Source organism: Streptomyces sp. NPDC026515, assembly GCF_055567595.1.
The window spans coordinates 12,607-33,202 of record NZ_JBVHQD010000008.1 but is presented as its reverse complement, the minus strand read 5'-3'; the positions used below and the strand labels follow the sequence as shown (position 1 = coordinate 33,202).

Below are 20,596 nucleotides of genomic sequence, written 5' to 3'. Positions count from 1 at the left end.
GGAAGGGCCCGCACGACTCCGGTCGTGCGGGCCCTTCCGCGTTCCCGGATCCCGGCAACTACCTTCTGTTCACGGTCAATTCACTAGGGGTGTCCGTGCGGCGATGGTTAGGATCTCTTGAATTTTGGACTTCTTGGGGGACTCCTTGAACCGGCACGCCCCGATCGCACTCACTCTTGTCGGACTGGCCGCCCTCGGTGCCGGTTCGCTGACCACCGCGGGCACGGCCACGGCGGACACCACCCCGACGCCCATCGCCACGGACGGCGTCTGGGGCATCGACTACGCGGGCGGTTTCCTGACCTCCGTGGAGAACACCCCGAGCGGCTACCAGTGGCTGGTCGGCCGGCGGATCTCGGCCGACGGTTCCACGGTGCTGGAGAAGACGTACCGGGGAATGGCCGACAGCACCGGCATCCATCCGCAGCGGGTGCCGTGCGACGCGGGGCCGCAGGGGTGCGTGCCGATGCGTTCCCTCGGCAACACCTGGGTCGGCGACTTCATGGAGGACGGCACCGGCAGGCAGACGGCCCAGATCCACCTGGGCAGCAACACCCTGGACGGCAAGTCCCAACCGACCGTCACCGGCGGCCGGTTCGTCGACGCCAGCGGCCGTTACTACGTCTACCAGGCATCCTCCACCGGTAAGCAGTACGTCGACGCGGTGAACCCGTTCCGCTACGAGGACGTCCGGCTGACCCGGTCCATCACCGCCGCCTCCGTGTGGGGCTCGACGCTGTGGACGCCGGGCACCGGCAACGGCGTCGTCACCGGATACGGCCTGGAGACGAAGAAGACGGTCGCCACCGTCTCCACCGGTGCGCCCTGCACGGTCAAGGAGCTCCAGGTCGTCGGCCGCTGGGTCTACTGGAACTGCGGCCCGACCGGCGCGGCGGGCGTGTACGACCGCACGGCGAAGAAGAACGTCAAGGTGCCCTCCGGCCCGGCGCTCGTCGGTGACGGCTACCTCGTCCAGCACGACCGGACCGCGGGCAAGCTCATGCTGACCGACTTCCACACCGGGACCGCGGCCGTGGCCCGCGCCATCGCCGACCTGCCCGCCGGGCACACCACCGACCAGCGGCGGCTGACCTGGTCCGTGGACAAGTTCGGTGGCGACATCGCCTACGTCGGCCCGGACGACGTGATCCGAATAGCGCCGAGCGGGGTGCCGACACAGACCCTGACCGGGGTCGAGTCGGACCCGGACGACTCGGACGAGAACCCGAGGGCCGGCGTATCGGGCAGCACCACCTGGGACAGCCTCTGGCAGCTCAGCAAGCCCGCGAACTGGACCTTCACCGTGAAGGACACGCACGGGCGCACCGACCGCACCATCAAGGGAAGCGGGGCTTCCGTCGCCGTCGACTGGGACGGGACGAACGACAGGGGCGGCTACCCGCTCAACGGTCCGAAGACCTGGACGCTGACCGCCACCGCGGTGGAGGGCTCAGGCACCTACACGACGAGCGGGAAGTTCGGCTACACCGGCGGCACGCAGGGCTTCCACGACCAGAACGGCTCCTACTACGGCGAGCTGGCGGCCCTCAACTCCACCGGTGGCCTGATGCTGTACGCCACCACCGGCGTCGGCAAGTTCACCGGACATTGGGCGGCCTCCGGCTGGGCGGCGGGCACGGCGGCCGTTCCTTTCGGGGACATGAACGGCGACCGGTGCGCGGAGATGCTGGTGCGGATGCCGAACGGGGAGCTGCGCCGGTACGACGGCAAGTGCGACGGCTCGTACAAGCCGTCCGACAGGCACGCCTCCCTCGGCACCGGCTGGAACGGGTACGACGTCCTCACCGCTCCCGGTGACCTCACCGGCGACGGCCTCACCGACCTGCTGGCCCGGAAGTCCGCCACCGGGGACGTCTACCTGTTCGCGAACGACGGGGCCGGCAGGCTGAAGGCCCGGGTCAAGATCCGCACCTGGTCGGCGTACACGAAGATCGTCGGCGCCGGTGACCTGAACGGCGACGGCTTCGGGGACGTGCTGGCGCTCGACAAGGCGGGCACGCTCTGGCGCTACGACGGCACCGGGACGAGCCAGGTGAAGGAGCGGGTGATGGTCGCGGCGCACTGGAACGCCTCGTACAACGCGGTCGTGGGCGTCGGCGACATCACCGGGGACGGCAAGAACGACCTTGTGATGCGGGACACCGCGGGCAATCTGTACCGGCAGACCGGGACCGGCAAGGGGTCCTTCGCCGCCCGGGTGAAGATCGCGACGGGGTGGCAGCGCTTCAGGGCGCTCTTCTAGGCGGCCTGTTTCCGGCGGGTTCCAGAGTGTTTTCAGCCAAGCTGTGATGCATGTCACGCCCCCGGTGAGGGAATCGCTGGGGGCATGACAGATGACGCGATAGGCACAGCGACCTCCGACGAGGAGCGGCTGGCCCAGCTCGGCTACACCCAGGTCCTGGCCCGCCGTATGTCGGCCTTCTCGAACTACGCGGTCTCCTTCACGATCATCTCGGTCCTCTCCGGCTGTCTCACCCTCTACCTCTTCGGCATGATCACTGGCGGCCCCGCGGTGATCACCTGGGGCTGGGTGGCCGTGGGCCTGATGACCCTCTTCGTCGGCCTCTCCATGGCCGAGATCTGCTCCGCCTATCCCACCTCGGCGGGCCTCTACTTCTGGGCCCACCGGCTGGCCCCGCCGCGCTCCGCGGCCGCCTGGGCATGGTTCACCGGCTGGTTCAACGTGCTCGGCCAGGTCGCGGTGACCGCGGGTATCGACTTCGGCGCCGCGTCCTTCCTGGGTGCCTACCTGAACCTGCAGTTCGACGTCACCGTCACCCCCGGCCGTACGATCCTCCTGTTCGCCGGGATCCTCGTCCTGCACGGTCTTCTCAACACCTTCGGCGTCCGCATCGTCGCGCTGCTCAACAGCGTGAGCGTGTGGTGGCACGTCGTCGGTGTCGCGGTCATCGTCGGCGCGCTGACGTTCGTCCCCGACCACCACCAGTCGGCGTCCTTCGTCTTCACGAAGTTCGTCAACGAGACCGGCTGGAGCAGCGGCCCGTACGTCGTCCTGCTCGGCCTGCTGATGGCCCAGTACACCTTCACCGGGTACGACGCCTCGGCGCACATGACCGAGGAGACCCACGACGCGTCGACGGCGGGTCCGCGCGGCATCGTCCGCTCGATCTGGACCTCGTGGATCGCCGGCTTCGTGCTCCTCCTCGGCTTCACCTTCGCCATCCAGTCGTACGACAAGGAACTGGCGTCCCCGACGGGCGCGCCCCCGGCGCAGATCCTGCTGGACGCCCTCGGTGCGACCACGGGCAAGCTGCTGCTCCTCGTCGTGATCGGCGCCCAGCTCTTCTGCGGAATGGCCTCGGTGACGGCCAACAGCCGCATGATCTACGCCTTCTCCCGCGACGGCGCGCTGCCCTTCTCCCGCGTCTGGCACACGGTCAGCCCGCGCACCCGCACCCCGGTGGCGGCGGTCTGGCTGGCGGCCCTGTCCGCGCTCGCCCTGGGCCTGCCGTACCTCATCAACTACACGGCCTACGCCGCGGTGACGTCGATCGCGGTGATCGGGCTGTACGTGGCCTACGTGATCCCGACGCTGCTGCGGGTCAGGAAGGGTGCCGCGTTCGAACGCGGGCCGTGGCACCTGGGCCGCTGGTCCGGGGTGATCGGCGTGATCTCGGTGACCTGGGTCGGCGTCATCACCGTCCTCTTCATGCTTCCGCAGGTCTCCCCGGTCACCTGGAAGTCCTTCAACTACGCCCCGGTGGCCGTCCTGGCGGTCCTCGGCTTCGCCGCGATCTGGTGGCGGGTCTCGGCCCGGCACTGGTTCCTCCACCCGGACAGAGCACGCCACGAGGAGACCGCCAAACTGGTCGATCTCTGACCCTCCGGGCCACTTCTGCCGTACGACGCGGCCGTGACCCCGATACCCGATCGGCGACACGGCTCCGTCCGGCTATGCTCGGGGAGGCAACATCGCCTGGGCCGTTAGCTCAATTGGCAGAGCAGTGGACTTTTAATCCATTGGTTGTGGGTTCGAGTCCCACACGGCCTACGGGTGGTGGGCGGGGGATATGGCCCCTGACCTGCTGTGCGGCGCCTGATTCGACTTCGGTCGGGTCGGGCGCTGCGTCGTTTCCGGAACGCCGGTACGCGAAAGCGGAAGCGGTCGCCCGTGGACCGGACATGGCCGGAGGGAGCCGCCAACCCCCGGAGCGGGAGGCCCGGTTGGGTTCCCTCGGCTCCCGGATCCACATTCCGTTTCGGTCGATACCGTATCGACTGAAGTAATCTGGCTCCGTGGCCACCGACCCTCCCGACCGAACCAGTGCCGCGCGGGCGACGGACCGTCCCGGGGACGCCTCGCCCTTCGCTCTCGGTCTGCTGCTGCGCCGGGCGCACTGGCATGCCGCCGCGGTGATGGGGGAGGCGCTGCGGCCGCTCGGTATCGAGCTGCGGCACTTCGCGGTGCTGATCGTGCTCGTGGACCGCGGGCCCACGGTGCAGCGGGACCTGGCGGCGGCCACCGGGTCGGACAAGGCCGGGATCATGCGGGTCGTGGACGACCTGGAGCGCAAGGGCCTGGCCGTGCGCAAGGCCGTGCCGGGGGACCGGCGGGTGCGGGAGGTGGAGATCACGCCTGAGGGGCTGGAACTCTTCGACGCCGCCCACGCGGCGGCGGAGCCGCTGGCCGACCGCCTCGCCGGCGAACTGGGTCCCGGCGAGGTCGAGCGGCTGAGTGACCTGCTGACCAGGCTGGCCCATCCCGCGGACGGCGAGGCCTAGGCCCGAGGGGCCATGCGGCCAGGCCGGGTTGTGGGCGGCCATGGTGAGTTCGGGGCCGATGAGGTCGAGGTCCGCTCGGAGGCCGAGGAGGCCTGGCGGCGGGCTGCTCGGGGGTCTGCCGGTCGGGGGCCGCGTGCGGGAGGCGATCATTACATTCAATACCGTATCGAGTGATACTATCGTGGGTGAAGCGACGATGGGCGCGGCAGGCGGACGGAGACGGGTGATCATGGACGTCTACGAAGCGGTCACGAGCCGACGGGCGGTGCGCGGGTTCGCCGACCGACCCGTCCCGAGGGAGTCGCTGGAGCGGGTGCTGTCCGCGGCGGCCTGGGCGCCGTCCGGCTCGAACATCCAGCCGTGGCACGCGTACGTGGTCACCGGTGCGCCGCTTGCCGAGATCGAGAAGCGTGCGGGTCGGCGTCTGGCCGAGGGCGACCCCTGGGACGAGCCGGAGTACGAGCAGTACCCGGCCGTACTGAAGTCCCCCTACCGTGAGCGCAGGTCCGGTTTCGGCGAGCAGCGCTACGGCGCGCTCGGCATCCCGCGCGAGGACCTGGAGGCCCGCCAGCGCGCCGCCTCCGCGAACTGGCAGTGCTTCGGCGCTCCCGCCGCCCTGTTCTGCTACATCGATCGCGACCTGGGCCGCCCCCAGTGGTCCGACGTCGGCATGTATCTGCAGACCGTCATGGTGCTGCTGCGCGCCGAGGGGCTGCACAGCTGCCCGCAGATGGCCTGGGCGAAGTTCCGCCGGACCGTCGCGGAGGTCCTCTCACCGCCGGACGGACTCGTCCTCTTCTGCGGCATGTCGATCGGGTACGAGGACGTCTCGGTGCACTCCCCCCGCACGGGCCGGGCACCGCTCGGCGAGACGGTCACGTTCGTCGACGGTCTCTGACGACGCCGCTGGGCGGAGGGGGGCTTCCTCCTGCCTCGCCCACCCGGTCGTTTCGATGTCATATTTCTAGATAAAGGCATCGCAACGAACCCCGCGAAAGGCATGCCATGAAGATCGCAGTCATCGGCGGGACCGGGCTGATCGGATCGCAGGTCGTCAGGAAGCTGGCCGCGGCCGGGCACGAGGCCGTACCGCACTCGAAGTCCACCGGCGTCGACGTCCTCACCGGCGAGGGAGTGGACGAGGCGCTGGCCGGGGCCGACGTCGTCGTCAACCTGACGAACTCGCCGACCTTCGACGAAGCCTCCCCCGCCTTCTTCCAGACCTCGATGGACAACCTGGTGGCCGCGGCCGGCCGGGCCGGCGTCGGCCACTTCGTGATCCTCTCGATCGTCGGCGTGGACCAGGTGCCGGAGATGGACTACTACCGGGCCAAGACGCTCCAGGAGCACATCCTCGCGACCGGGCCGGTCCCCTACTCGATCGTCCGGGCGACGCAGTTCATGGAGTTCATGGACGACGTCATGTCCTGGACCTCCGACGCCGACACCGTCCGGCTGCCCGCCACGCCCATCCAGCCCATCGCCGCCGCGGACGTGGCCTCGGAGGTGGCGGAGGTCGCCGCGGGCGCCCCGCTCAACGGCATCCGTGACATCGCCGGTCCCGACATCTTCACCCTGGACGAGCTGGGCCGGATCACCCTGTCCCACAAGGGTGACAACCGCACCGTCGTCACGGATCCCACCGCCGGCATGTTCGCCGTCGTCAAGGGCGACGTCCTCACCGACAAGGACGCACACCTCGCCCCCACCCGGTACGCCGACTGGCTCGCCTGACGATCCGGCGCCACGGGGACGCCGTCGGCCGCCGCCCCGTTGCTCAGCCCGCGTTGAGGTCCGTCAACTCACCGAGCGGGAGGGTGTGCTGGGTGTGCAGGACCTTCGCGCGCAGGTAGCGGACGTTGTGCGCGGTGCGGAAGACACCGGTCGGCACGCGGTCGCGGACCGTGACGCCGAGGCCGCGCAACTGCTCGGCCTTGTCGGGGTTGTTGGAGAGCAGGTCGAGGTCCGTGACACCGAGCGCGGCCAGCATCTGGGCGGCGGCGGTGTAGTCGCGCGCGTCCTCGGGGAGGCCGAGGGCGGCGTTCGCCTCGTACGTGTCGAGCCCCTGGTCCTGGAGGGCGTAGGCGTCGAGCTTGTTGTAGAGGCCGATGCCGCGTCCCTCCTGGCGCAGGTAGAGCAGGACGCCACCGCGCTCCGCGATGCGCTCGACGGCTTCCCGCAGCTGGGGTCCGCAGTCGCAGCGGGCCGAGCCGAAGACGTCCCCGGTCAGGCACTCGGAGTGCAGCCGCACCAGCGGAAGCGTGCCGGGGGCGGGGTCGCCGAGGAAGACGGCCACGTGTTCCAGGCCGTCGGTGAGGCCATGGAAGGTGACCAGTTCGGCGTCGACGCTGTAGCCGTCGGCGAAGCGCAGCGGAACCCGGACGCGGGCGCGCTGGGTGGCGGCGGGGAAGTCGGTCATCGGGCTCTCCTGTGTCCGGGTGCAGGACGCTAGCGGCCTCTGTTTCAGATTTGAAGCAGATCCGCCGCTGGAACACTATCCATGTTTTAAATTTGAAGCAACAGGATCCTGCGGGAATAACCACGAGGTCCCACCGTGGCACCGCACGGCGGGCCGACCTCTGGCGGGCGGCCGGAACGGCCTTACGCCGGACCGGAACAGGGCGAGGACCGGCGCCGCCAGGGAACCTCGTCCGAGGTCGGCCGCGGGGTCGACGCCTTGCCCTCCAGTGCCCGCGCGATCACCGTGCTGATCTCCCCCAGCTGCTCGACCTGTTCGGCGGAGAGATGGTCGAACACCGCCGCCCGTACCGTCTCCACGTGTCCGGGTGCCGCGCGTTCCAGCACCGCCATGCCCTCGTCGGTCAGGGCGGCGAAGCTGCTCCGCTTGTCCCACTGGCAGTCCTCGCGCCGGATCAGCCCGTCCTTCTCCAGCCGGGTCACCGCGTACGTCAGCCGGCTCCGGGTGATCTTCGACTTCTCGGCGAGGTCGGTCATGCGCAGCTTGCGCTCCGGTGCCTCGGAGAGACTGACGAGGATGCCGTAGTACAGATGCGGCATGCCGGCGTCCTGCTGGAGCTGCCGGTCGAGCGCGTCGTCCAGGAGGTTCGTCGCCGAGATGTAGGCGCGCCAGGCGCTCTGCTCCTTCGGCGTCAGCCAGCGAGTCGTCATGGCGCCAGTGTAGGTTTGTTTCAAACTTTAACCAAGCCTGCCCGTCGCCCCCGGGAGTGAGCACGTCCGATGCCGTACCCCTACGTCCTGCTGTCCGCCGCCGTCTCCCTCGACGGCTTTCTCGACGACACCGGCCCCGACCGCCTGCTGCTCTCGTCCCCGGGCGACTTCGACCGCGTCGACGAGGTGCGGGCCTCCGTCGACGCGATCCTGATCGGCGCCGGCACCATCCGTGCGGACAACCCGCGGCTGCTGGTCAACGACCCCGGGCGGCGCGCGGCCCGGGTCGCGGCGGGCAGGCCCGAGTACCCCCTCAAGGTCACGGTCACCGCGAGCGGCGACCTCGACCCGGACGCGCGGTTCTGGCACACCGGCGGCGGGAAGGTCGTGTACACGACGGATGCGGGCGCGGCGCGGATCCGCGGCCTCGGTCTCGCCGCGGACGTCGTCCCCCTCGGCGCCGAGCTCGACTGGCCCGCGCTGCTGACGGACCTGCACGAGGTGCGGGGGGTCGGACGCCTGATGGTCGAGGGCGGCGGCACCGTCCATACCCAGCTCCTCCAGCAGGGCCTGGCCGACGAACTCCAGCTGGTCCTGGCCCCCCTCCTCGTCGGCGACCCGAAGGCACCGCGGCTGTTCGGACCCGGCGGATACCAGCAGGGGCGGCTGCGGCTCCTGGAGAGCCGCCGTGTCGGCGATGTGGTCCTGATGCGGTACGAGCCCACCGCCCCCGGCGCGGGCGGATCGGCGGCCCCCGCGGACCGGCACTGGCTGCGGATCGCCTGCGAGCTGGCTGCCGACTGCCCGCCCTCCCGGACCGCGTTCAGCGTCGGCGCGGTGGTGGTCGCGACTGACGGCACGGAACTGGCCCGCGGCCACTCCCGGGAGGCCGGTGACTCCGTCGTGCACGCGGAGGAGGCGGCCCTGGCCAAGATCCCCCCGGCCGACCCCCGGCTGGCCGCGGCCACCGTCTACACCAGCCTCGAACCCTGCACCCGCCGCGCCTCCCGGCCGCACCCCTGCGCCGAGCTGATCCTCCGCGCCGGGGTGCGGCGGGTGGTGACGGCGTGGCGCGAGCCGGACACCTTCGTCGAGGCCGCCGACGGGACGGGCGTGCTGCGCGAGTCGGGGGTGGCGGTGCTGGTGCTGGGTGAGTACGAGGACCTGGCGAAGGCCCCGAACGGTCACCTGCTGGGCTGACCGCAATTAACCAATGTGACTTCACCTCCTCCGATGGCGTATGCTGGTTTCAACGACGCGGGGTGGAGCAGCTCGGTAGCTCGCTGGGCTCATAACCCAGAGGTCGCAGGTTCAAATCCTGTCCCCGCTACTGAAGACCAGGGCCGGAATCCTAGAAACAGGATTCCGGCCCTGAGTCGTATACCGGCCCGTGCTCATTTACGTGTTCCCCCTCACACCCCTGCGTACTCAACCGCCCGGCGTACGGCGATCGCCTCCGCTCGCTCGCAGCCGCAAACCCGGACGGACGCCCGTCGGACACCTGGGACATGGGGGGAGTCGTACCGCGGGCCCCGCGGACGTGCTGGACGACGGGGCCGCCGACGCCCGGATCCCGGCTCGTCTCCTGCCCGCCCCGCTGATCGCCGCACCCCTCTCGTCCCTGCGCACCACGTTCCTCGCGGGCGTCGCCGCGTTTCCTCGCCACCTGCGGCGTGCGCGCCCGCCGCGGCCTCCTGCCGGACACCGGCGCCGCCACCGGGATCGTCACCGTGCTCACCGTCGCCGCCCTCGCCATCGGCAGCAACCGGATCGTCCGCCTCGGCGACCGGCCCGCTGCCGGCCCGGCTCGCGGCCGAGGTGCGCCGGTGCCCCGGCGACGGCCCGCCGGACGGCACGGCGCTGCCTCGCCGTGCGGCGGTCCCTGAGCGCGGGCACCCGGCCCCGCCAGGGTCATCACTCTCGGTGCACGTACGACCGCCCTCCGCGCACCGTCTGAGTCACCATCAAAACGCGTGTGACTCCTGAGTCACGCAGAATGCATGGTCAACTCGACCGTTTTTGATTCGTCATGGCAGGTAAGTCCAGGCTTCGAATGCGTAATGATCAAGGAGAACGGCTTGGAATCTGCCATCCGGGTCTATTAACGTTCGATAACGCAGCGCGGTCGTCCCAGCCGTCACCCGCGACGGCTCCGTGCGCACGCGCCGAATCCCGCAAGGGAACCGGGGAACCACCACCATGGGGTGAATCGCGCAAGTACCACCGGGTACCAAACGGTCGGTATACGCGCGTAGGAGACCTTCCTGCTCCGAACCCGTCAGCTAACCCGGTAGGCAGCGGAAGGAAAGGAGTGCGCCCGCGTGGCGTCCAACCGGCCTGCTCCGACAGCCCCGTTCGTGCCCAGCCAGCGTCAGCCCGACGTCTACGGCTACGACGGACACCGCACCGACGAGGGCCCCTGGGAGGAGTGGAACCCCACCGAGGAGTCCCTCGCCCCGGTTCGCGGCCGGCACCGGGTCGCCAAGCAGCGCGGCGGCGGTCTCGCCCGCAGCTCCACGGTCCTCGGCGTCGGCGTCATCGCCGCCGTCGGCGCGGGCGGCATGGCCAGTGCCAACACCGGCAAGCCGCCGGTCTCCATCTCGCTGCCCGACCTGCCGTCCTCCGTCGACTCCCTGCTCGGCGACGGCGGCGGCCACCAGGCCACCCAGACCGCGCTCAGCAGCGTCACCACGACGACCGCCACCGACGCGGACTCCTCCTCCGACGCCGGTGAGGCGCTGCGCAGCCGGATCATCGCCCAGGCCGAGCAGCAGCAGACCCAGATCGACGTCAAGGCCACCGCCAAGGCCGTGGCCGCCGCCGACAAGGCGGTCTCCGACGCGGAGGCCAAGGCGGAGAAGGCGGCGGCCGCCAAGGCCGCCGACGCCAAGGAGCAGGCGCAGGCCGCCGAGAAGGCGCAGGCCGAGCAGAAGCGGCTCGCCGCGCTGGCCAAGCAGTACACGCTGCCGGTCGTCTCCTACACGATCACCGGCACCTTCGGGCAGGCCGGCTCCATGTGGGCCTCCGGCTACCACACCGGTCTCGACTTCGCCGCCCCCACCGGCACCCTGATCAAGGCCGTGCACAGCGGCACCGTCACGGAGGCCGGCTGGGCCGGCTCGTACGGCTACCGCACGATCCTCACCCTCGACGACGGCACCGAGCTGTGGTTCTGCCACCAGTCCTCGATCGGCGTCAAGGTCGGCCAGAAGGTCGCCACCGGAGACGTCATCGGCCGGGTGGGCGCCACCGGCAACGTCACCGGCCCGCACCTCCACCTGGAGGTCCATCCCGGCGGTCAGGCCACCGGCATCGACCCGATGACGTGGCTGCGCGGCAAAGGCCTCACCCCCTGACGGAGCCCACTGAACCCCGGCGGCCCTGACGACGACCCCCCGACGTCAGGGCCGCCGGTCCGGTGCGTCCGGGAGTCGGAGGGGGCCTTCCGCTTTTACGAGAACTTCGCGTTGCGGCGCCATGGGTCCGCGTGCAGCCGGTGTTGAACTGAGGCATGACCCCTTCTTCTTCTTCCGTTTCCCCCGCTCCCCGCTCCCTCCGCAAGCTCGGCGCATCCGACCTCGAGGTCTTCCCGCTCTGCCTGGGCGGCAACGTCTTCGGCTGGACCGCCGACGAGGCGGCCTCCTTCGCCGTCCTGGACGCGTACACGGCCGCGGGCGGCAACTTCGTGGACACCGCCGACTCGTACTCGGCCTGGATCGAGGGCCACCACGGCGGTGAGTCCGAGACCGTCATCGGCAAGTGGGTCAAGGCACGCGGCAACCGCGCCGACGTCGTCATCGCGACGAAGGTCAGCCAGCACCCCGAGTACCCCGGCCTGTCGGGCGCCAACATCAAGGCTGCCGCGGACGCCTCCCTGCGCCGCCTCGGCACCGACTACATCGACCTGTACTACACGCACTTCGACAAGCCCGAGATCCCCGTGGAGGAGATCGTCGGCGCCCTGGACGAACTGGTGCGGGCGGGCAAGGTCCGGCACATCGCCGCGTCCAACATCACCGCCGAGCGGCTCCAGGAGTCCCTGGACCTCTCCGACCGCGAGGGCCTCGCCCGGTACGTCGCCCTCCAGCCCCACTACAACCTGGTCTCCCGCGACACCTACGAGGGCCCCCTCCAGGAACTGGCCTCCCGCACCGGCCTGGCGGCGGTCCCCTACTTCTCCCTGGCCGCGGGCTTCCTGACCGGCAAGTACCGTCCCGGTACGACGGTCGACAGCGCCCGCGCCGGCCGCGCCGCCCAGTACCTGGAGACCGAGCGGGGCCGGCAGGTCCTGACCGCCCTCGACGAGATCGCCGAGGCCCACTCCGCCCCGGTCCCCACGGTCGCCCTGGCCTGGCTCGCGGCCCAGCCCACCGTCACGGCCCCGATCGCCTCGGCCCGCACGGTGGAACAGCTCCCGGCGCTGCTCGGAGTGGCGGACCTGGAGCTGACGGAGCAGGAACTGACGCGGCTCACGGCGGCCTCCGCCTGACGTGCCAACTCCGTTACGGGTCGGAGACCGGGTACGGCACCGTCGTGCCGTACCAGCCCGGTGCCGTACATGTTGGAAGCGCGTATCCCGGCCAGCCGTTCGGGGCGGCCGTGCGGGCCGCGTAGTCCAGGGCGGGGCGGACCAGCTCGCGTCGGCTCCACAGCTCCGACAGCAGCTCCCGCTCCCGCACCACGAAGTCGGCGCCCGCCCGCCCCTGCCGTCCCCGGCGGCGCAGCAGGGCCAGCGTCGTCGCGTACGCCTCGTACGCGGCGACCGCCCGCCCCGCCGGCTTGCCGAAGTGGTACGCGGCATACTCCCGGGCCATCTGCCGCGCCCGCATCGAGCCGAGCACGAACGGCTCGGACACGCCCAGCCACCCGGCGTAGACGTACGCGGGCAGCTCCTCCCGCACGGTCCGCAGCTCCCGCTGCCGGGTCCAGATCGCCAGCCACGTCAGCAGCCCGAACGCCGGCACCATGAACATGCCGTACACGGCGAAGAACCCGTACCGCCCGAACGTCGGCGACCCGTTCCAGAGCGCGTGCATGCTCATCGCGAGCAGCAGACCGGCCACCGGCACGAGGACCCGCCGCACGCGCTGCCGTTCCCCGGAGAACGCGGCGATGCCGAACCCGATGCCGGTGAGGACGGTGAACAGGGGGTGCGCGAAGGGGGACATGACGATGCGCACGAAGAACGTCGCGGCGGTGACGGAGGCGATGCCGGTGTCGCCGGTCAGCCGGTCGGTCCCGAAGGCCGTACCGAGATAGAGGATGTTCTCGGTGAAGGCGAACCCGGTGGCGGTGATCCCGGCTATCACCACGCCGTCGACGATCCCGGTGAAGTCGCGTCTGCGGAACAGGAAGACCATCAGCACGGCCGCGGCCTTCGCGGACTCCTCGACGACCGGCGCTATCACGGTCGCCCCGAGCGTGTCCGCGCTGCTCGGATCCGCTGTCGCCGTCGCTATCCAGCGCGTCGCGAAGCTGTTGGCGACGATCGCTATCAGTGCGGCCGCGCAGGCCCCCCAGGCGAACGCGAACAGCAGGTTCCGCCAGGGCCCGGGCTGAACCCGGTCGAGCCAGCGGAACGCGCCTATCAGCAGCGGCACGGGCAGCACCGCGAGGCCGAGCCCGACCAGGAATCCCTCCGTGCCCGTCTGCTCCCGCACCAGCGCGAGGATCACCAGGCCGGACAGGGCCAGCAGGGTGCTCAACGCCCCGTATCGCACCCAGCGCCGCTGCCACCAGCGCGGATGCCGCAGCCCGCCCCCCGCGGAGTCCGGGGGGTACGACGGATACGGCGGGTACAGCGGCGGGGAGGTGGCCACGGCATCGACCCTAACGAGGTGACTCCGGTCGGTGCGGTTCGCCCTGCTGCACCGGATGCTGTACGCGACGGAAGAGCAGATCGTTCACCACATGTCCCTTGTCCAGCCCCTGCCCCTCGAAACGGGTCAGCGGCCGGTAGCCGGGACGTGCCGCGAAACCGCCCTCGGGCCGGGTGTTCTCGAACGCCGGGTGCGCGCCCAGCACTTCGAGCATCTGCTCGGCATACGGCTCCCAGTCCGTCGCGCAGTGCACGACCGCCCCCGGCTTGAGCCGGGTCGCCGCGAGATCGAGGAACTCGGCCTGGATCAGCCGCCGCTTGTGGTGCCGCTTCTTGGGCCAGGGGTCGGGGAAGTACACCCGCAGTCCGTCCAGCGAGTCGGGCGGGAGCATCTCGCGCAGCAGGATGATCGCGTCCCCGTTGCCGACCCGGATGTGGGACAGCCCGTTCTGTTCGGCGAGGTTGAGCAGGTTTCCCTGCCCCGGTGTGTGCACGTCGACGGCGAGGATGTTGGTGCCCGGGTCCCCGGCGGCCATCTGCGCGGTCGCCTCACCCATCCCGAAGCCGATCTCCAGGACCACGGGATTGCCGTTGCCGAACAGCTCACCGAGATCGATGACGTGCTGCCCGTCGATGTCCAGCCCCCACGTGGGCCACAGCCGCTGCAGGGCGTCGGCCTGCCCGGCGGTGACCCGGCTCCGCCGTGGCTGGAAGCTGCGGATCCGCCGCTCGAAGTGCGACCCGGCCGGATCGGCGCTGGGCCCGTCCGGGAACCGGGGTTCCCCCTTGGCCCGGGTGTGCCGCACGGACACGTCGGGAGCGTGCGGGGAGCCCGCGCCGAGGACGGTCTCGTCGGGCCGGGAGGTCTCTGGGATATCGAGCGAGTCAGACACAGTGGAGTCGATTTTACGGCCCGTACGGGACGGGGCGGCCGGCCCGCGCCCGGTCGTCCCCGGCCTCACACCCGGTGTCATACCGAGCCCAGCATCTGCAGTGCCCGGCGCGCCACCTCCCGCCCGATCGGCAGCGAGGCCGTCGCCGCGGGCGAGGGCGCGTTCAGCACGTGGACCGTCCGGGCGCCCTCCCTGATCAGGAAGTCGTCGACCAGCGAGCCGTCCCGCAGCACGGCCTGCGCCCGCACCCCGGCCGCCGCCGGCACCAGGTCCGCCTCCGTCACGGCCGGCAGCAGCCGCCGCACGGCCGCCGTGAACGCCCGCTTGGAGACCGACCGCCGCAGCTCCCCGCCGCCGTACCGCCAGTGCCGCCGGGCCAGCTCCCACGACCCCGGCCAGGCCAGCGTCCCGGCGACCTCCCGGGGCCGTACGACGCCCCACCCGTACCCCTCCCGGGCGAGCGCCGGCACCGCGTTGGGCCCGATGTGCACACCTCCGTCGATGCCACGGGTCAGGTGCACCCCGAGGAACGGGAACGCCGGGTCCGGCACCGGGTACACCAGCCCCCGCACCAGCTCCCGCCGGGCCAGCTCGTAGTACTCCCCACGGAACGGCACGATCCGCATCCCCGGATCGTCCCCGGTCAGCCGGGCGATCTCGTCGCAGTACAGCCCGGCGCAGTTCACCAGCACGCGTCCGCGTACGACGTCCCCGCGCGCGGTGAGCACGGCCACGCCGCGCTCCGGCCTCCGGTCGACGCGCTCGACCCGGGCCCCGTAGCGGATCTCCGCCCCCGAGGCCTCGCCGAACTGCCGGGCGACCCCGACGAAGTCGCACACGCCGGTGGTCCCGACGTGTATGGCGGCCAGCCCCCGCACCTCGGGCTCGTACTCCGCGATCTGGGTCATCCCCAGCTCCCGCACCGGTGTTCCGTTCTCCCGGCCGCGCTGCACGAGCGCGTGCAGCCGGGGCAGCTCGGCCCGGTCGGTGGCGACGATCAGCTTGCCGGTGACAGCGTGTGCGATGCCGTACTCCGCGCAGAACTTGACCATCTCGGCGGCCCCCTTGACGGCGTACCGCGCCTTCAGCGAGCCGGGCCGGTAGTAGATCCCGCTGTGGATGACCCCGCTGTTGCGCCCCGTCTGATGCCTCGCCGGGCCGGCCTCCTTCTCCAGGACGGTGACGCGGGTGCCCGGCGCGGCACGGCTGATCGCGTACGCCGTGGACAGCCCGACGATCCCACCCCCGACGACGAGCACATCACAGTCATGAGCAGTCCCGGCAGACACCTGCACCACCTCCCACGCTCGATAGTGCACTGCGCCACTGACAGCCGCTTCAAACGCGGGGGAGCGCGGCTTGCTGCTCGGGCCGCGGGGCGCCTTCGACCCACGGCCGCCGGCACGCGCCCCGAAGGGGCGCCGGGGCACCCCCGGCCGAAGGCCGGGGGGAACCGTCCAGCCCCCCGCACACCCGCACGACGTCAGCCCGGCAGACGCTCAGCGGTCCCGGTCCCCGTCCCTCACGCGGGCGCCATCAGCAACGGCCTGGCCCGCTCCCGCAGCTCCACCACCCTCGGCTCGTCGCCGTAGGGTTCCAGCCGGTGCAGCAGATCCTTCACGTACTCGGTCGTCCGGGCCGACGAGATCCGCCCGGCCACCTCCACCGCCCGCACCCCCTGCTCGCACGCCGCGTCGAGGTTTCCGGACTCCAGTTCGGCGACGGCCGAGACGACCAGCCGCAGCCCGTGCGAGCGGACGAACTCCTCCGTCGGCTTCGACAGCGCCTGCTCGGTGAACCGCCGTACCTGCCGCGGCGCCTTGAGGTCGCGGTAGCACTCGGCGGCGTCGGCGGCGAACCGGTCGTATCCGTAGAAACCGAGCCAGGAGGGGTCGTTGTCGCCCTCGCGCGCGCGTTCCAGCCACCCCTCGGCTGCCTTCAGCGCGGCCCCGGCGGCCTGTGCGTCGCCGGCACGCGCGTGTGCCCGTGCCTCGACCAGCCGGAAGAAGCTCATGGTCCGGGCGGTGGCCAGGCCCCGGTTGCGTTCGACGGCCGCCTGCGCGAGGTCGACGCCCTCGTCGCCGAACCCGCGGTACGTCGCCTGCAACGACATCGATGCCAGGACATACCCGCCGAGCGGCACGTCGGCCGCCGCGCGGGCGAGCCGCAGTGCCTGGATGTAGTACCGCTGCGCGGCCTCCTGCTGTCCCGTGTCGAAGGCCATCCACCCGGCGAGCCGCGTCAGCTCGGCGCTCGCCCCGAACAGCGCCCGCCCGACCCCGTCGGAGTACGCGCCGAGCAGCAGTGGTGCCGCCTCCACTCGTAAGCACTCCGGCACCATCGACGAACGCCAGTCCCCGCCGCCGTACTTGGAGTCCCAGCGTCTGGCGTCCTCGGCCGCCTCCCGCAGCTTCTGCACATCACTGTGGCCGACTTTGAGCGGTGCGCCGGAGGCCTCGGCGGTGTTCGCCTCGCGCGCGACCGAACTGTCGGCGGGGGTTATCAGCCAGCGCGAGGCGGGCGTCGCGTACGCGCTTACTGCGAACGATCCGGCCAGCGACTGCCAGATGCCGCCGGAACCGGCGCGGCGGCCGGCGAGGTCGAGCCGGTACAGCTCGGTGGCCGAGCGCACCGCCTGTCCCACGTCCCTGGGGAAGGCGAGGCCCACTTCGGGGGCGGGATCCGCGTCCGCCAGGCCGATCTCGTGGAGCGGCACCGGGCGGCCGAGCTTCTGGCCGATCGCGGCCGCGATGAGATGCGGCGCGGCGCCCTGCGGCACCATGCCCTTCGACACCCAGCGCGCCACCGACGTCTTGTCGTAGCGAAGAGTCAACCCGCGCTGAGCGCCAAGATCGTTGACGCGTCGCGCGAGTCCTGCGTTGCTGATTCCCGCGAGGGCGAGAACGGTGCCGAGCTTTTCGTTCGGCCCGCGTTGCTCCCTGGACATGCGCCACCCCTCGACACAGACGGCTGCCGCGGTGGCATAACCACGCGGCATTCGTAAACCCAGCGTAGTTCGCCGCATCCCAAGCGTTAAGGGGCATTGTTCCGGATGGCGGGATTGTGGTCCGTACGCGAGTGCGGTCCGTATACGCACCGTGCACACCATGTCGCGTCGTGCCCCCGCCGTGTGGCCGTGCGCCCGTGCGTGCGCTCTTCTCCGGCCACCGGGGGAGCGATTCCATGATTGGTGCGTGGGTCGGCCCGCTGTACTGGATCCAGTGGGCTGGGGGACACCGCCACCTCAATCCCCGCGGGTGGCGGACCGGTCCGGGAGGCGATGCCCGCCTCCCGGACTGTGCGCGTTCGAGTACGGCGGCGTGCGGTGCGCAAAGCATGTACGGAGCGTGCGCGCCGCCGCGTCGACCTCGCCGAATTGGCCGAAAATCGACTCCGCCTTTTGCGGGCGATCAACGCTCCCACCATGGGAATTGAGGGCGCTAAGGGCGTCCTGGGGGAGCGTACAGGGGGCGCATTCGCGTCGCAGTTGCCGTGCGCCCTACGGCGGTTCGCTACTTCCGCGGCACGCGCGCGTGCCCGCTCCTGCGGCAACTCCGGGAAATCTTCCGCGGATCAAAGGCGGCCCCACCGTCCCTCCGGAGCGCGTCCTTCATGGCAGCATGGGGATCCGTTCGTACCGTGCATGGTTGTCCACAGCCTGTGGAGGCGTCGATGCGGTGGTTGGTGGGATGGAGCAGCACCGCCTCCGGTGCCGCCACGCTCGGCTCCGCCGGCGCCCTGGGACACGACGGCGAGACCGTCCACCCTGTCGGCTCCCAGCTGCTGTGGGGTGACCCGGATCCGCTCTGGGCGGTCGGCGACTGGCGCCCCGACGAGGTGCGCGTCATCCGGGCCGACGCCCAGAACCGCATCGCCGTCCTCGGCACCTGCGGCGCCACCGACGAGGAGCTCCGGCTCGGCCTCTTCACGGCGCGTGGGGGCGCACTCCGGCATCTGACCGCCTGGCCGGGCAGCTACACCGCCGTCGTCCAGGTCGGCCGCCGGATCACCGTCTGCGGCGATCTCGCGGGCGCCCGCCCGGTCTTCCACACCCCCTGGGCAGGCGGTACGGCCTACGCCACGGCCGCCCTGCCGCTCGCCGACCTGATCGAGGCCAACCTCGACTACGGTCACCTCGCCGCGCTCCTGGCCGCCCCCGACGTCCCCGCCGCGGTGCACGACTCGACTCCGTACGAGGGCGTACGGCGCATTCCGCCGGGGCATGCGCTGATCCTGCGCACCGGGGCGCGCGAGGTCGCCGGGTACGAGCAGGTCGCCTCGCTCGCGGTCGCGGCCCCCGCCGCCGACCCCGACCGTGCGGTGGACGCCGTACGGGACGCGCTCGTAGAAGCCGTACGCGCGCGGCTGTCGGCCCCCCGGCACGTCCCGGACATCGACCCCGGTCCGGTGCCCGGCATGGGCCCCGCCGAGCGGCGCGCGGCGCGCGGGATGCCGGTGCCGGGCATCGGCGCCGACCTGTCCGGCGGCCCCGCCTCCGGCACCCTCGCCCTGCTGGCCGCGGGGCTGCCCGGCATGCCCGGCACGGTCCTGGGCCACGGCACGGGCGCCGGCGAGCGTCTCCTGGCGGTCACCTTCAACGACCTCGCCGTCGGCGGCCGCGAGGCGGAACTCGAGCGCGCCGGAAGCCTGGCGGCCAACCCGCGGCTGCATCACGTGGTGGTGACCGGCGGCGAGGACATGCTCCCGTACGCCGACCTGGAGGGCCCCCTGACCGACGAACCGGGCCCGTCCCTCGTGCACGCCGCCAGACACCGTGCCCGCCTCGCCGCCGGCAGCGCCGACCACTTCACCGGCTACGGCGCCCGCCAGGTGCTGGACGCGCACCCCGCGCGCCTCGCCGATCTGCTGATGGACCGCAAGCGCCGGCACCTCGTGCGCCCGGTCGCCGCGCTCGCCAAGGCCGACGGCTCGGTGATGGTCTCCGCGCGCGTGTACGGCGCGGCACGCCGGCTGGCGCGAACGCCGTACCGCGCGGGCGTCGAGTCCCTGGCCGAGCGCCTGATGCGTCGGCGCTTCGACGAACCGGGAGGCGCGGTGGGCGCCTCTCTGGCGGCGCTCAGCTGGGCGAGACCCGGCCCGGCGGCCCGCTGGCTGACGGGTGAGGCGCTGGCTGAAGTATCGGTTCTGCTCCAGGGGGCCGCGAACCGCTCCGGTGTCGGGCCCGGGCAGCGCCCCGGAGACTATCGCGCGCGTGCCGTCCTGGCCCGCCACGCGGCCGACATCCGCGTCCTGGAGCAGGCCGCGGAGATCCGCTCCCAGCGGCTGCACGCCCCCTTCCTCGACAACCAGGTGGTCCGCGCCTGCCGCGAACTCCCCGAGGCGCTGCGGGTGCGGCCGGGGGCTCGCGCCACCATCCTCCGCACGGTCCTGGAGGGCGCGGGCGTCGCCGACCTCCCGCCGGGCTGGGGCGCCCCCTCCCACGTCTCCTCGGCGGCCGCCACCCGCACCGGGCTGCGGGTGGCGGCCGACGATCTGATCGCGCTCTTCGCCACGCCGCTGCTGGCGCAGGCGGGCCTGGTGGAGGCCCGGGTGGTCCGCAAGGCGGTCCGCGCGGCGGCGGCGGGCGAACCCCTGCCGCTGGACGGCCTGGCCGACCTCGTCTCCCTGGAGCTGTGGCTGCGCCGCCTGCTGTCCCGCCGGGGCACGTGCTGGACGGGAACCCCGGCACGCGCGCGTGCGGTCCCTGCGGGGATCCGCCCGATGAGAGGCGCGCTGGCGTCAGGGGCGTGACCCTGACCCTCCGGGGCCGCCGCCCCCGGACTCCCGCACCGGGACACGTCCCCCGTGTACACGGCTGAGGCCCGGTGGGGTTTGTCGCGCAGTTCCTCCCACGGTCTTCGGCCGGGGGGATCCCGGCGTCCCTGAGGGGGTGGCGGGGCGGCCGCGGGTGCGTGGCTGTGCCGCCTTGGGCTGGGAAGCTGCCGGGGTGGCCCCGGACGCCGGTTTCGGGTGCGTCCCTCGTGTGTGCGGC

The 20,596-nt window shown here is 71.7% G+C and carries 16 protein-coding genes, 2 tRNA genes and 1 riboswitch; of the genes, 12 read left to right on the top strand and 6 right to left on the bottom strand.

Translation table 11 applies throughout. The features are described 5' to 3' along the window. Positions 1–133: 133 nt before the first annotated feature. The 6 genes from ACZ4O3_RS17735 (at position 134) to ACZ4O3_RS17710 (ending at position 6,498) form a co-directional block, all read left to right on the top strand. On the top strand, positions 134–2,263 hold the full coding sequence (locus ACZ4O3_RS17735; RefSeq protein WP_467722891.1) for an FG-GAP repeat domain-containing protein: 2,130 nt from the start codon (positions 134–136) through the stop codon (positions 2,261–2,263). A gap of 84 nt (positions 2,264–2,347) precedes the next feature. After that, the gene (locus ACZ4O3_RS17730) at positions 2,348–3,862 is read left to right on the top strand and encodes an amino acid permease (protein WP_467722890.1); all 1,515 of its coding nucleotides are present in this window, start codon (positions 2,348–2,350) and stop codon (positions 3,860–3,862) included. Positions 3,863–3,960: 98 nt separating this feature from the next. Continuing rightward, positions 3,961–4,033: transfer RNA gene (locus tag ACZ4O3_RS17725), tRNA-Lys, on the top strand. Between the two features lie 245 nt (positions 4,034–4,278). Continuing rightward, a complete protein-coding gene (locus ACZ4O3_RS17720) occupies positions 4,279–4,764 on the top strand; it encodes a MarR family winged helix-turn-helix transcriptional regulator (protein ID WP_362724432.1) in 486 nt (161 codons plus the stop codon). A gap of 229 nt (positions 4,765–4,993) precedes the next feature. Continuing rightward, a complete protein-coding gene (locus ACZ4O3_RS17715) occupies positions 4,994–5,662 on the top strand; it encodes a nitroreductase (protein ID WP_467722889.1) in 669 nt (222 codons plus the stop codon). Between the two features lie 107 nt (positions 5,663–5,769). Then, the gene (locus tag ACZ4O3_RS17710; RefSeq protein WP_467722887.1) at positions 5,770–6,498 is read left to right on the top strand and encodes an SDR family oxidoreductase; all 729 of its coding nucleotides are present in this window, start codon (positions 5,770–5,772) and stop codon (positions 6,496–6,498) included. A gap of 43 nt (positions 6,499–6,541) precedes the next feature. Here ACZ4O3_RS17710 and ACZ4O3_RS17705 read toward each other — a convergent pair whose 3' ends face one another. Together ACZ4O3_RS17705 and ACZ4O3_RS17700 are read right to left on the bottom strand one after the other, a co-directional pair. After that, a complete protein-coding gene (locus tag ACZ4O3_RS17705) occupies positions 6,542–7,183 on the bottom strand; it encodes a GTP cyclohydrolase II (protein ID WP_362724443.1) in 642 nt (213 codons plus the stop codon). Between the two features lie 182 nt (positions 7,184–7,365). Continuing rightward, positions 7,366–7,893: a MarR family winged helix-turn-helix transcriptional regulator gene (locus ACZ4O3_RS17700; RefSeq protein WP_467722885.1), complete on the bottom strand. Its 528-nt coding sequence runs from the start codon at positions 7,891–7,893 to the stop codon at positions 7,366–7,368. Positions 7,894–7,962: 69 nt separating this feature from the next. On the opposite strand from ACZ4O3_RS17700, the gene ACZ4O3_RS17695 reads away from it, so the two are divergent. The 5 genes from ACZ4O3_RS17695 to ACZ4O3_RS17675 all read left to right on the top strand — a co-directional run bounded on the left by ACZ4O3_RS17695 (position 7,963) and on the right by ACZ4O3_RS17675 (position 12,382). Beyond that, positions 7,963–9,093, top strand: coding sequence for a dihydrofolate reductase family protein (locus ACZ4O3_RS17695; RefSeq protein WP_467722884.1), 1,131 nt, complete (start codon positions 7,963–7,965; stop codon positions 9,091–9,093). Positions 9,094–9,149: 56 nt separating this feature from the next. Further along, a tRNA-Met gene (locus ACZ4O3_RS17690) sits at positions 9,150–9,223 on the top strand. A gap of 343 nt (positions 9,224–9,566) precedes the next feature. After that, positions 9,567–9,779, top strand: coding sequence for a hypothetical protein (locus ACZ4O3_RS17685; protein WP_467722882.1), 213 nt, complete (start codon positions 9,567–9,569; stop codon positions 9,777–9,779). A 267-nt stretch (positions 9,780–10,046) separates the two neighbouring features. Beyond that, a riboswitch (cyclic di-AMP (ydaO/yuaA leader) is annotated at positions 10,047–10,205 on the top strand. 9 nt (positions 10,206–10,214) lie between these two features. Continuing rightward, on the top strand, positions 10,215–11,249 hold the full coding sequence (locus tag ACZ4O3_RS17680; protein WP_384990752.1) for a M23 family metallopeptidase: 1,035 nt from the start codon (positions 10,215–10,217) through the stop codon (positions 11,247–11,249). 155 nt (positions 11,250–11,404) lie between these two features. Next, positions 11,405–12,382, top strand: coding sequence for an aldo/keto reductase (locus ACZ4O3_RS17675; protein WP_467722880.1), 978 nt, complete (start codon positions 11,405–11,407; stop codon positions 12,380–12,382). 13 nt (positions 12,383–12,395) lie between these two features. Here the strand turns inward: ACZ4O3_RS17675 and ACZ4O3_RS17670 are convergent, their stop codons facing one another. The 4 genes from ACZ4O3_RS17670 to ACZ4O3_RS17655 all read right to left on the bottom strand — a co-directional run bounded on the left by ACZ4O3_RS17670 (position 12,396) and on the right by ACZ4O3_RS17655 (position 17,551). After that, positions 12,396–13,712: a PrsW family intramembrane metalloprotease gene (locus ACZ4O3_RS17670; RefSeq protein ID WP_467722878.1), complete on the bottom strand. Its 1,317-nt coding sequence runs from the start codon at positions 13,710–13,712 to the stop codon at positions 12,396–12,398. A gap of 10 nt (positions 13,713–13,722) precedes the next feature. Then, on the bottom strand, positions 13,723–14,604 hold the full coding sequence (gene trmB, locus ACZ4O3_RS17665; RefSeq protein ID WP_467722877.1) for a tRNA (guanosine(46)-N7)-methyltransferase TrmB: 882 nt from the start codon (positions 14,602–14,604) through the stop codon (positions 13,723–13,725). 77 nt (positions 14,605–14,681) lie between these two features. After that, positions 14,682–15,902 carry an L-2-hydroxyglutarate oxidase gene (gene lhgO, locus ACZ4O3_RS17660; RefSeq protein WP_467722875.1) on the bottom strand — a complete coding sequence of 407 codons (1,221 nt, stop codon included), beginning with the start codon at positions 15,900–15,902 and terminating at the stop codon, positions 14,682–14,684. Positions 15,903–16,126: 224 nt separating this feature from the next. Further along, positions 16,127–17,551 (bottom strand): MFS transporter, encoded by a 1,425-nt coding sequence (locus ACZ4O3_RS17655; RefSeq protein WP_362578463.1) that lies wholly within the window; start codon positions 17,549–17,551, stop codon positions 16,127–16,129. 725 nt (positions 17,552–18,276) lie between these two features. On the opposite strand from ACZ4O3_RS17655, the gene ACZ4O3_RS17650 reads away from it, so the two are divergent. Further along, positions 18,277–20,355 (top strand): asparagine synthase-related protein, encoded by a 2,079-nt coding sequence (locus ACZ4O3_RS17650; RefSeq protein ID WP_467722873.1) that lies wholly within the window; start codon positions 18,277–18,279, stop codon positions 20,353–20,355. Positions 20,356–20,596: the final 241 nt, after the last annotated feature.